This is a genomic window from Lutibacter aestuarii (genome assembly GCF_042676885.1).
GTDB lineage: Bacteria > Bacteroidota > Bacteroidia > Flavobacteriales > Flavobacteriaceae > Lutibacter > Lutibacter aestuarii.
Window position 1 is genome coordinate 613349 of sequence record NZ_JBHTIC010000008.1, and the last position, 13104, is coordinate 626452.

Sequence of the window (13104 nt, forward strand, 5' to 3'; positions counted from 1 at the left end):
TTTATAAATTTAAGTTTAACCCTAATGAAATTGTACTAACAGGTGGATATGAAGCACTATCGTAACCTTGATTAAAATTACTAGCAGCACCATAATTAACCTCTGGATCTAAACCACTATACTTTGTTATTACAAATACATTACTAGCTGATAATGAGACACTAGCACGTTGAATGAATAACTTTTCTAATAATTTTGGATTAAACTTATAAGTTATATTAATATTTTTTAATTTAAAAAATGAAGCATCTTCTATAAAGAAATCTGAATCTCTTCTATTATTATTTGGATCTCTTGAAACTAAACGTGGAATATTAGTATTGGTATTGTCTGGTGTCCAAGCATTTAAAATTCCAGTTGAATAATTGCTAGAATAATTATTAAAAATTAGCAGGTCTTTTTTATTTGAATTATATAAGTAGTTACCAACGCTAAAGTTAAACAAGGTAGATACTTCAAAATTTCCAAATCTAAAAATATTGTTCCAGCCTCCAAAAAAGTCTGGCTCAGCATTTCCAATAATGGTATTATCATCATCACCAATAAATCCATCATCATTTACATCCACAAACATAAAATCACCAGGAGCAGTATTAGATGATTGATACACTCCTTCTGGTGAAGTAGCATTTAAAGCATCAATTTCTGCTTGAGTTTGGAAAATTCCTGCTACTTTATAGCCCGAAAAATAACTCATTGATTCTCCTTCAACCAAATTATTATAGTAACCTCCATTTAGTTTTAAAACTTTACTTTTTATAGTAGTTAAATTTAATTCTGTTGTCCATTGAAATTTTTCATTTGAAAAAATTTCAACACCTACTTGGAATTCAAATCCTTTATTTTGAAAATCTCCAATATTTGAATATTGACTGCTTCCTCCTGTTTCAAGAATTACATCTCTATATAAAATTTGATCTGAGGTTTTTTTATGAAAATATCCTAAAGAACCATTAATTCTTCTATCTAATAATGAATAGTCAACAGCTATATCAAGCTGATTGGTAGTTTCCCATTTAATGTCTGGATTTGGGATGGTATTAGAAACTACTCCATTATTGTTATTGTAAAAGCTTCCAGAGCTAAAAAATGTTGCGTATTGAAAATCTGCAAAGTTAGCAGAACCTGTTTTACCATAAGAAGCACGCAATTTAATATCGTTAATAAATTCAATATCTTTTAAAAAGTCTTCTCTAGAAATTCTCCAAGCTAAAGCTCCTGACGGGAAATATCCCCATTGATTATTAGGTCCAAATTTGGTAGAATTATCTGCTCTACCAGTAAACGTTACATAATATCTATCATCAAAATTATAATTTGCTCTTAAAAAATAGGAAGATAAACCACTAATTGTTCCTCCGCTAGATAAACTTAAATTTGAAGCTGCTCCTGGTGTAACCATTACGTTATCATCAGGAAAATCTGTAGCTCTTATTGAAGAAAACTCACTTTTGTTTTGTGTATATGATACCCCTAAAACAGAATTAAAATCGTGTTTATCAAAGCTCTTATTGTACGTTAATGTATTGTCTAAAATTCTAGATGAAAATTGAGAATCTGTTTGGTTTAAAGTTCCTTTACGGTTGTTTCGTAACTCAAAGACATCGTGACTAGGAGTATATCTAAAACTTTTGTTATTTGCAGTTGTATATGAATAGGTAGATTTAAACATTAATCCTTGCATTAATTCATATTCACCAAACAACGAAATCATTAAGTTTTTACTATCTACATAAGAAGGGTAACGAACTTTTGTATAAGGGTTAGATTGTACTCCTCCAGTATCTGCTCCAAAATTCCCCTCTTCATCATAAATAGGAACATCTGGTCTATATTTTATAGTTTGGTAATAAAATGTAGTATTACTACCTTTATTGTTAGAATCACTATAATTAAAGTTAGTACCAACTCTAAGTTTTTCAGACAATTTAGTTTCAAGTTTTGTTCTTACATTATTTCTTTTGAAACCAGTACCATAAATAGCTCCTTTTTGATCATTTATACTCGCTGATAATGAATAAAGAGATCCACCATTAATAGAACCTCCATTGGCGTTTAAATAATAATTAGTATCAAAAGCATCTTGTGCAGTTGCTTCCTGCCAATTGGTATTAACATCTTCACCATAAGGGTATAATTGATCATCTTCAGGCAAATCACTTCCTGCATTTTCATAAGCAGTTTTAACTATATCATGAAATTGATTTGCATTTAACATGGAGTATTCCTTAGTAAATTTAGAAACACTTCCTCTTGTGCTTAAACTAATGTTTGGCACAGAAGAATAACTTCCTTTTTTGGTGGTTATAATTACAACACCGTTTGCACCTCTAGATCCATATATAGCTGTTGCAGAAGCATCTTTTAAAATATCAATACTCTCAATATCTTGTGGATTTATTGATGATAAAGGCGAAAGTGAGCTAGAAGAATTTTGTGAATAATAAGAATTTCCTAATCCTTGACCTATTTCAATTGGAACACCATCTATTACATAAAGTGGCTCATTATTACCAAAAATTGAAGTTATCCCTCTAATTCTTATAGCTGCTGATGAACCTGGTGCTCCAGATGAAGTAACAACATAAACTCCAGAAGCCTTACCCACCAATGCATTGTCAATACTTGTTGAGTTGAGTTTATGTAACTCTTTAAGATCAACTTTTGTCACCGACCCTGTTATGTTTTTTCTTTTTTGGCTACCATAACCTATCAATACAACTTCTTCTAATTCAGCAGCATTTTCTTTTAAAACCACATTGAGTGTAGTTTGGTCAGCTGTCAATGTAAATTCTTGATTGGTAAAACCTACATAACTGAAGCTGATAATATCTCCTTCTTTTGCTTGAATGCTATATTTACCATCCATATCGGTTGCTGTACCTCGTTCATTTTTATTGACTAACACGGTAACTCCAAATAATGGCACATTATTACCATCGGTAACAACACCACTAATTATTTGTTGTTTTCCAAAACTCTCAGTTTCATCAATAGCTATAATTTGTTTTATAATAATGCTATTACTTGAAGTAAACTCAAAATCAAAAACACCTGGTGGTAAGCTCATTTTTAAAAGAGTATTAGCTTTAATTACTCCTTTTTCAACTTTGACTTTTGGTAAGTTTTTAAACAAATTTTCTTGGTAAAGAAATGTATAATCTGTTTGTGATTTAATTATTTCGAAAACTTCATCTACTGTGATTGTTTTATCACTGTCAATTGTAATTTTTGCATTTTGTGATAAAAGGCTTCCAGAAGTAAAACTAAAAACCGTGGAACAAAATAGTAAGATAAAAGTTCTCATAAGGTTCATTAATAGGATTTTTCTGAAATAGAAAAACCGATTGGTTAATTTAATTTTCATAAATTTGCATGTTAGTTAGTTAAACATTTTTTAATTAATTAATTCATAAATAAAGAGAGAGAGCACGGTACTTTGGTCGGTCTTTGCTTTACTCTCTTTTTTATTTTTTTATTTAAGCATTATTATTTTATTATTTATTTCATAATCACTTATGGTATTGGTGTTTTTAATAATTGTTAAAATATCATCTAATGGTTGTTTTTTGCTAAGAACTCCAACAAATTTTACTTCTTCAATATTGCTATTAGAAAAATTAATTTCTACATCGTACCATCTTTCTAAAACTTTCATGATTTCTTTAAGAGTTTTGTGTTTAAAACTAAAAACTCCTTCTTTCCAAGAAATTTCATCATCAACATCTACATTTAAAATATCAATTATTTCTTTAGTATTTATAGCTACCTTGGCTTGTTGATTAGGAACCAAAAACTCTTTTGAATTGTCAACTAGTAGAGCGACTTTTCCTTCTACTAAAGTGGTATAAGAAATTGTTTCATCTTTATAAGCTTTCACATTAAACTCAGTTCCAAGCACTTCTATTTGTTGCATTTTAGAAATTACTACAAAAGAATCACCATTATGAAGTGTACTAGGTGAAACCTCAAAATAGGCCTCACCATAAACTAATTCTACCTCTCGCGATGTTCCAGCAGTAAATGATACTGGGTATTTTAATTTAGTATCTGAATTTAACCAAACCTTAGTACCATCAGTTAAAACTAAATAAAATTGCCCTCCTCTAGGAATTGTTAAATAATTATAAGCTATAGGTTGGTTGGATGCTTCGTCGGTTAGTTTATGATTATTATTTTCTTTTTTTTCTGAATCATAAACCAATTCTTCTCCATTACTCTTTATATTTTCTGTTGCATAAGTCTTCCCTTTTTCTAGAGCAACATTGGTTCCGTCTTCTAGAGTTAAAATGGCTTTATCTTTACCAGGTTCTATAATTTTATTGCTTGAAATTTCATTTTTTAAAAATAGCTCATTATCGAAAAAGTAAATTGTTACAAACAAAACACCTATTAAAACTGCAGCATATTTTAATAGGTTTTTGATTCCTAAAAATCTTATTTTAGATTTTTTGTTGCTTTGACTATAGGTACTTGATTTGATATTATTAAATATTATTTCTTTAATAATTTCTTTATTCTTTATTTCAATTGGCCATTCCTTTGAGTTTTGATGACTCAAATAAAAATTTGTTAAATATGATATTTCTTCATTTGAAGCTGTTCCTTTTTGGAACTTATCTATAAGCTGAAGAAGATATGTCTTTTGTTTAGTATTCATTTTTCTTTTCATTGTATTTATAATATATGTCGTTAAAAACAATCTTATCCCTAATAGGAATTTGATTTTTTTTTAAAATAATTAATTTTTTAGGTAAAACATTAGATAATTAATGTTTTAAAAAGTTATTAATTGAAGTTGTAAACTATGTAATATACAAGCTCTAAAGTGGCTAATGACCCCAATGAAAGTTTAATTGTTTTAAGTGCTTTTGTAATATGAGCTTCAACAGTTTTGGATGAAATTTGAAGTTTTTCGGCAATTTCTTTATGGCTAAGTTGTTCTTCTCTACTCATCACAAAAACCTTTCTACATTTTTCAGGTAAGGTTTGTATGGCCTCATTTATCAACTGTACTAGTTCTTCATGAATCATTTTGGATTCAGGATTTGAAAAATGGATTCTTTTATCAAAATCTTCCAATAATTCAAGTTGAATTACTTTGGAATTTTTTCTTAAATAATCATAAACTTTATAAGTAACACTTGCATATAAATAGCTTTTTATGGAAATATTGATTTGTAGTTTTTCTCTCTTATTCCATAAACTAATAAAAAGTTCTTGTAAAATATCTTCACAAGCTTCTTTATTTTTTAATAAGTTATAAGCTGAAATAAATAGTCGTTCCCAATAGGTTTCATAAAGTAAATTCAATGCTGTTGCATCACTATTAGCTAAACGCTCAATTATTGCAGCATCCTTAATCTGTTTTGAATTTACCATGTTGATATTTAATTACGATTCAAAAATATATAAATTAAACTAATTTATTTTTTTATAAAAAAATAAAACAAACTTAACCTTTTTCTTATCACAAGATTTTTTGGTATAAATAACCCTAAAAAATTCAGTTATATTCTGTCAGTCAATAACATAAAAATACTTCTAAAGCAAAAACCTTATCAGAAAACTATTTTAATTACATTTTAAAATGTCTAAATTGTCAACTAATTAAAAAAATGTTAATTTAAATTTAATATTTAGAATACTTTTAAAAAATAAAATTGTTATTTTTAACTCCAAAAACCAAAGTTTCTAACTTTAGGTTAACATCCAATGCTATGGATTATTAAAAATACAACTATCTATGAAAGAAAAAGAGGTACCTAACAATTCCATGAATGAAAAATTACAACGTGTTGTTTTTATTGATGCAGATGGTAAAACCTACCAATTAAATGAAATTAGTTTTAATGAAAGATTTATTTATGCCTATAAAGCATTTCATGTTTTATATGAACCTTTAGTTCCCATAATTAATAAATCGGATGGTCATGTCATTATAAATTTAAAAAAAGATAGTGATGTTTTATTTAGTTTTGAAAATATCACAGCAGCTATTAAAGAGCAATCTGAAAGCGTTGGATATTGTTTATAATTCACATAATCAATAAAGCATATATTAATTAGTTATTTCTTTGCGTATTTTTTAATCAAATTCACTAAGTTATACAACCATACCCATAAGTTTTAAAAACAAAAACTAATAGCTATCATTTTTTTATTCATATAATTTTTATACTATTGTTTTTTATAATATCATATAACACATTATGGAGATACTCGGTATAGATGTGGGTGGCACAGGAATTAAAGGAGCTATAGTAAATGTTGAAACAGGCAAACTAACTTCAAACAGACGAAGGATACCAACTCCAAATCCAGCTACTCCAGAGGCTGTAGCCGAAACAATTCAAAAAATTATTACTCACTTTAAATGGAAAGGCCCAGTAGGTTGTGGATTCCCTACTCCTCTACAGCACGGAACTTGTTTAAGTGGAGGGAACTTACATAAAGATTTTAAAAATTTAAAAATTGATGATTTTTTTAAAGCCAAAACAGGAAATGATTTTACAATTGTAAATGATGCTGATGCTGCTGGACTTTCAGAAGTTGCCTTTGGCGCAGGAAAAAATGTAAATGGTGTGGTTATTATGGTTACACTTGGAACAGGCATAGGATCTGCGCTGTTTTTAGATGGCAAATTATTACCCAATACCGAATTTGGACATGTTTTGCATAAAAGCGGTTGTGTTTTTGAAAAATACGCTGCAAATTCTGTTCGAATAGAAGAAAATCTTAGTCGAAAACAATGGGGGAAAAGACTTCACAAATACTTTAAACATATAAATTTAATATTGTCACCAGATTTAATTATAGTAGGTGGTGGCTCCAGTAAAAAGTTTAGCAAATTTGAAGCTCAAATAAATATTAAAACTCCTATTGTTCCTGCAATTGCAGAAAATGATGCAGGTATTATAGGAGCTGCTTTAGCTGTAAAACAAGGGCTTAAATAAAACCTTTTGCCTTAAACTCTAAATATTTATTAACAACGTTTACCGTTAAATTTTTAGGCTTCGTTAAAATTCCATAAATTCCTTTACTTTCTAATTCTTTTACAATTAAACGCTTTTCATATGCAAACTTTTCAGCAATTGTTTTGTGGTAAATGGCTTGCAAATCTTCTGCGTTATTTTGTATCAACTCATCTAGTTCAGTATTCTCAAAAAATACCACTACCAGTAAGTGTTGCTTTGCTATTGCTTGTAAAAAAGGAAGTTGTCTTTTTAATGATGAAATATGTTCAAAGTTAGTATATAAAATTAATAAACTTCGTTGCGTAATTTTACGTTTTATAACTGCATATAAATAACCGAAATCTGCATCGGTATATGTTGTTGTAATTTTATATAAAGCTTCATTTATAGTATTTAAATGTGTTTTTTTATTGCTTGCAGCAACTATGGTATCCACTTTTTTAGCAAATGTAAGTAAACCAGCCTTATCATTTTTTCGAAGCGCTATATTTGAAAATGCTAAAGTAGAATTTATAGCATAGTCTAATAATTTTAATGCTTCAAAAGGCATTTTCATCACCCTTCCTAAATCAATAATAGAATAGATCGGTTGTGATTTTTCATCTTGATATTGATTTACCATTAATTGAGAACGTTTGGCTGTAGCTTTCCAGTTAATAGTCCGTACATCATCACCTGAAATGTAATTTTTAATTTGTTCAAACTCTAAGGTATGCCCTATTCTTCTAATCTTTTTTAAACCAAATTCGGTTAAACGGTTGCTCATTGCTAAAAATTCATACTTTTTCATTTGGATGTATGAAGGGTAAACTGCCACCGATTGATTATCTTGAAATTTAAAACGACGCGAAATTATTTTTAAAGGAGATGAAACATAAATATTTAATTTTCCAAAAAGATACTCCCCTCGTTCTACAGGAGTTACGTTATACTCAAAATCATATACTTCAGATGGTTTCAATACAACGATATATTCAAAATCTCTTTTTTGAAATTGAACTGGTAATTCATCTATAACTTTAGCTTCAATTTTAAAAAAGTAATTGTTCTTTATAGTTATGGGAATTGGATTTTTATCTGAGTTAGAAAATTTTTCTGATAAAATTCTTCTTGCCACCACCCCTTTTTTTAAATTAAACAACACATAAAAATCACTTATAAATAGTACTGCTAAAAAAGTACTCATAAACCAAGCAATGCTATACAAAAATGGAAACCAAAATGAAACCAAAAAAGTAACAGCAATTATGCTTATATAAACAAAAAAGCGTTGGTGTATGTAGGTATTTTTAATTAAGTTCATCTAAAAAAATTGAATAACTACCGTGGAACTTCTATCGATTGCACAATCATTTCAATTACTTTATCAGTTGTCATTCCTTCCATTTCACGTTCTGGAGTAAGTATAATTCTATGACGTAAAACTGGGTACAATACTTTTTTAATATCTTCAGGTATTACAAAATCTCGTCCGTTAATAGCTGCATAAGCTTTTGAAGCATTTAGTACTGCTATACTAGCTCTTGGAGAGCCTCCTAAATATAAATGTGGATGATTGCGTGTTTTAGTAATTAATTGGGCAATATATGTCATAATTTTTTCCTCCACTAAAATTTCGTGGATTTTACTTTTATAATCTAATAAATCAGCTTCTGAAAGCAATGATTTTATTAAAGTTAAAGGCAATACACCTTTTCTATTTTGATGAGTTTTTATAATCAAAATTTCTTCTTCTAAATTAGGGTAACCCACATCTATTTTAAATAAAAAACGGTCTAATTGAGCTTCTGGTAAAGCATAAGTTCCTTCTTGTTCAATTGGATTTTGTGTGGCTAAAACCATAAAAGGAGGTTGCATTTTATAAGTGTGCCCATCAATTGAAACTTGGCGTTCTTCCATAACTTCAAATAATGCTGCTTGAGTTTTAGCTGGTGCTCTATTAATTTCATCAATTAACACTAAATTAGAAAATATGGGGCCTTCTTTAAATTCAAATTCTGAAGTTTTCATATTTAATACAGAGGTTCCTAAAACATCGCTAGGCATTAAATCTGGTGTAAATTGAATTCTGCTAAAATCTGTAGCAATGGTTTTTGCTAATAATTTGGCTGTAATTGTTTTAGCAACTCCTGGCACACCTTCAATTAAAACATGTCCATCAGCCAATAACGCTACCATTAAAAGATCTATAAAATTTTCTTGCCCTACAATTATTTTACTCAATTCCTCTTTTATTTGAATAACAGCATTTTTTAAGTGCTCTAAATCTATTCTATTATTAAAATTCAAATCGTTAGTTTCCATATTGAATTGTTTTTTTAAATTTTTCAATCATATCGTTTAACTTGATTAACTCAAGGTTTGTTATTTCGTTTTTTAAATGAATTTCCTCACAAAATTGAAAGAGTTTTTCAACTTCTTTATAGCTATTACCACTTCGTGAAGCTACATAATTATAAAAAGTAGTATCTATTTTTGTTGTTGGAATATGTAATTTAGTTCTAATATACTCTAACAAATAATTTATTTTATGTTCTGCTATTGTTTTATGAGCTTGTTTTTCAAAATACATATTAGCAATGGTTCTTGTAAAAGCTAATGTTTGGTTTTTTAACGGAACACGAATAGGAATCATTCGTTGTTTTCTTTTTCCTTCAAAGAGCACAAAAAATAAAACTCCTACTAAGCCCATATAATAAGCCCATTTCAAATATTTTGAACTCAATAAATAGTGCATAGGTGAAGCTATTTTGCTTTTACCAGTTTTATAATAAGTGTCCCATAATATGGGAATATCTTCTCTTAAATAGGATAAAATATTGGCTGCATGCTGTTGATTTGGCGATTTTAAAATATAATAGTTGGTAAAAGCTTCTGGAAAAGTATGCAAATAAAAATTTCCTTTTCCATACCTAAACTTTACAAAATTAATACCTTCTTCGGTTCGTTTACCATTTTCATTAACATAGGCAGTAATTCCTAAAATAGTTGAGTTTAAAGTATCAATTTTAGTAAATACCTGATTCATAAATGGTCTATCAAAAGTATATTCTTTACTTTTAAAAGCTTTATTTGGTAATTTAAAAATTACTTTTTCATCAAAATTGGTACTTAATAATCGTTCAGTTTTAAAATTCAAGGTATCTATATTCATTCCATGAGTTGAAATAAATACATCATTTCCTCTTTCAACAAATTTCATTAAACGTAAAAATTCAGCATCTCCAAAATTTAAGGCATCATCTACAAAAAAATAAGTACCTGTTCGAGTTGAATCTTTTAAATATTCAAAAGGAGGTAAATTAATTGTTTTAATTTCAGTAGTTGGAAATAAATTTTCTAGTTGATTTTTAAGCACAAAAGTTCCATAAGGTATTTTATGCTTAGCAGCATATGTTGGAAACCAATTTATAGGTTGCTTTTTAGTATTTTCAAGATAAATATACCCTAAAATAAGTACTAAAAATAAAATGCTATAAATTTTTGTTTTTTTATCCACTTATGCTTTTTCAATTAATTTATAAACCTCCTCAAAATTAGCAGTTGCTTTGGCAAACTCTAATTCGTTTATTTCGAAATTTCCATACCAAACAAAATCGTATAATCGAGTGAGTTCTTTAAATGATTTTTTTAAAGATTGTTTTGAAATTTCCTTTATATAATCTTCATTGGTTTTTTGTTGCTCCCAAACTATTAATTTTTGTTGTTCTAGTTGTTTTAACATATTTAAATAAGAGTACCTTACAGCTAAACGAAAATTATTTTGTGCAATTGCTTGCTGAATTAGTTTTAGTAAATCTTGGTTTTTAATCAACTCTTCTTCATTGGTTAAATTAACTATGGCTGAATTGGTTCCAGTATTTATGATAGAATTTGAATTTACTTTTAAAAAGAATTTTACAATCAAAAACAATAAAATTGCAGCAATAATATATGGAATACTTGTTAGGATTTTAGCAAAAATACCTGAAGCATTTTCCACACCAAATATCCATTCTAATAATTTTACAAATTGCCTTCCCAACCAATTTAATAAACGATCTAACCAAGTTGGCTCTACTTCATTAGTTTCCTCAATATAAATAAACTCTTTATCTGCTTTATAAGTTTCTAAAGCTTTTTGATTGATTTTTTTTTGAACAATAATACTCGTGTCTCTTTTTATTACTTTTATTACTAATGAATCTTGCTTAGCGAAAGCTTCAAAAGTTAGTAACATAAAAAACAGGATTACAAGTACTTTATTCATCTCAATACAGTTAATTATTGTTTCCTAAGTTTTCAATTTTTTCAAAAGTTCCAGTAAAGTTTTTTTGTTCATTTAAATCAAAATAAATGAATACTGTTGAAATTAGAGGTATTGAATATAAAATGAATTGAAATAGGTAAGAAAAAATATTTAAAATTAAATATATGGGATCTTTAAAAATTTCAAAAACAGCTGTTGGATCTTCATTTTGCATCATAGTACCCATTTTTACCATTTGGTAAATAAACGCTGGAATTGAAAATGCTTGTCCTAATATCATTAACAATATCCAAACAACTAATAATACTCCAAAAGTATTCCACCACTGCCCTTTAATTAAAGTAAATGCCTGAGAAAAAGTATCTCCAATACTTTTTTCCTCAAAAACCATTATAGAAGTTGCTAATGATAAAACGGTTCCTAAGTAAATACCTGGCAAGTAACAAAATATAGCTCCAGCAACTGTTACTAAAGTTATTAAAAAACCTAAACCTAAAAACTTCCAAATATTTTTATAAATATTAGCTTTAACTTCATTAAAATTAGGTTTTCCAAAATTATTAATATACGATTTTATAAAATATAATGAGGCCATAGATAAAAGTGTATATAACAAAATATACACAAACATTAACCCAAAAAACCAAGAGAATATTTTAGACAAAAAACCTCCAGGATTAGCATCAACATTGTCTAAATCTTTAAATAAATCTGACATGGTGAACATATATAATACCAATACTGTAAGTGCAATTAAAAGCACTGGACCTACAATTTTTAACACCGTTAAAAAATACTCTTTCCAATTTTCTCTAATAAACTTAAAAGTATCGGTAATGATAGCACCTAAGTCACGTTCTTTTTTAAATTCAATAAAATTAGTTTCCATTTAGTTGTTTGGTTAATTTAATTGGGTAAATAATATAATAATAAATGATGATGCAAAGTGAAATTAGTATAATTAAAACTGCTAGCCAATCTGGCATTTGAGTTTGTCTTGTTACAAAACCTTCTAAAAATCCGGCAACTATAAAAAAAGGAATGGTACTAACCATAATTTTAAGTCCTGCTTTAAAACTTTTTTTTAGTGATGCTAACCTTGAATAAGTTTTTGGAAAAAGTAAGCCATTTCCTAAAACTATTCCAGCGCATCCAGCAATTATAATAACCGAAATTTCTATAGTACCATGAATCCAAATAGTACGAGAAGATTCCCAAAGCAATCCTTTATCGTAAAAAAAGTATAAAAACGATCCTAACATAATTCCGTTTTGCAACATTACATATAACGAACCTACTGAAAAAAACATTCCAAAAACAAAAGCGGTCATTGCTACTTTAATATTATTTAAAGTAATTAACAAAAACATATTACCTTCATTCATTTGTTTATAAACAGCCATAGGATCTCCTTTATCTATATTGTCAAGGGTCATATTCACGTAACTATCTCCTAAAATTAAACGAACAAAATCTCCATCAGTTGCTGCTGAATAAGCTCCAATTATTGCAAATAATAAGAAAGTGATAAAGGCAATACCAAGTTGTTTATGATATTGAGCAAATTCTAAAGGAAATTCTGTTTTAAAAAAGGTGATTAACCTGTTTTTACTTTCCTTTTTAGTTGTATATATTTTTTGATGTGCTTTCGAGGCTAATACATTTAAATAAACAGCTGTTTTACTTTTAGGGTAAAACGTTTTTGCGTAACTTAAATCGTCTGTAATTTCTATATATAAATCGGATAATTTATTTGGTGATATTTCCGTTGTTTTTTCCAAAACACTTTCAAATAACAACCATTTATTTTTATTCTTTTTTACAAATGATGCTTCACGCATTTTTTATACTTTTGTTTTTTTATTGGAGCAATTATTT

At 28.0% G+C, this 13104-nt stretch carries 11 protein-coding genes; 2 read left to right on the plus strand and 9 right to left on the minus strand.

Annotated elements, in window-relative coordinates; all coding sequences use genetic code 11:
* Window position 1 precedes the first annotated feature (1 nt).
* The 3 genes from ACFQZW_RS10330 to ACFQZW_RS10340 form a co-directional block, all read right to left on the minus strand.
* Complete coding sequence (locus ACFQZW_RS10330; protein ID WP_372801592.1) at window positions 2–3367, minus strand: SusC/RagA family TonB-linked outer membrane protein; 3366 nt, start codon at window positions 3365–3367, stop codon at window positions 2–4.
* Window positions 3368–3475: 108 nt separating this feature from the next.
* Window positions 3476–4660, minus strand: coding sequence for a FecR family protein (locus ACFQZW_RS10335; RefSeq protein WP_298263146.1), 1185 nt, complete (start codon window positions 4658–4660; stop codon window positions 3476–3478).
* A gap of 128 nt (window positions 4661–4788) precedes the next feature.
* Entirely contained in the window at window positions 4789–5382 is a 594-nt protein-coding gene (locus ACFQZW_RS10340) for an RNA polymerase sigma-70 factor (protein WP_386782828.1), read from the minus strand.
* A gap of 364 nt (window positions 5383–5746) precedes the next feature.
* On the opposite strand from ACFQZW_RS10340, the gene ACFQZW_RS10345 reads away from it, so the two are divergent.
* Together ACFQZW_RS10345 and ppgK are read left to right on the plus strand one after the other, a co-directional pair.
* Window positions 5747–6037 carry a hypothetical protein gene (locus ACFQZW_RS10345; RefSeq protein ID WP_298263148.1) on the plus strand — a complete coding sequence of 97 codons (291 nt, stop codon included), beginning with the start codon at window positions 5747–5749 and terminating at the stop codon, window positions 6035–6037.
* A 175-nt stretch (window positions 6038–6212) separates the two neighbouring features.
* On the plus strand, window positions 6213–6956 hold the full coding sequence (gene ppgK / locus ACFQZW_RS10350; protein WP_372801588.1) for a polyphosphate--glucose phosphotransferase: 744 nt from the start codon (window positions 6213–6215) through the stop codon (window positions 6954–6956).
* On the opposite strand, the gene ACFQZW_RS10355 is transcribed toward ppgK, so the two are convergent.
* Genes ACFQZW_RS10355 through ACFQZW_RS10380 form a run of 6 tightly spaced genes read right to left on the minus strand, consistent with a single transcriptional unit; the run spans window position 6949 to window position 13067 of the window.
* Window positions 6949–8280: a DUF58 domain-containing protein gene (locus tag ACFQZW_RS10355; protein ID WP_386782832.1), complete on the minus strand. Its 1332-nt coding sequence runs from the start codon at window positions 8278–8280 to the stop codon at window positions 6949–6951. The two genes, ppgK and ACFQZW_RS10355, sit on opposite strands and share 8 nt — an antisense overlap.
* 17 nt (window positions 8281–8297) lie before the next feature.
* Window positions 8298–9281 (minus strand): AAA family ATPase, encoded by a 984-nt coding sequence (locus ACFQZW_RS10360; protein WP_386782834.1) that lies wholly within the window; start codon window positions 9279–9281, stop codon window positions 8298–8300.
* A complete protein-coding gene (locus ACFQZW_RS10365; protein ID WP_298263152.1) occupies window positions 9271–10476 on the minus strand; it encodes a DUF4350 domain-containing protein in 1206 nt (401 codons plus the stop codon). The genes ACFQZW_RS10360 and ACFQZW_RS10365 overlap by 11 nt, the downstream gene beginning before the upstream one ends.
* Window positions 10477–11226: a DUF4129 domain-containing protein gene (locus ACFQZW_RS10370; RefSeq protein WP_386782836.1), complete on the minus strand. Its 750-nt coding sequence runs from the start codon at window positions 11224–11226 to the stop codon at window positions 10477–10479.
* A 10-nt stretch (window positions 11227–11236) separates the two neighbouring features.
* Window positions 11237–12115 (minus strand): hypothetical protein, encoded by an 879-nt coding sequence (locus tag ACFQZW_RS10375; protein ID WP_386782838.1) that lies wholly within the window; start codon window positions 12113–12115, stop codon window positions 11237–11239.
* Window positions 12105–13067, minus strand: coding sequence for a stage II sporulation protein M (locus ACFQZW_RS10380; protein WP_386782840.1), 963 nt, complete (start codon window positions 13065–13067; stop codon window positions 12105–12107). Before ACFQZW_RS10380 ends, ACFQZW_RS10375 begins: the two co-directional genes overlap by 11 nt.
* Between the last annotated feature and the right edge of the window lie 37 nt (window positions 13068–13104).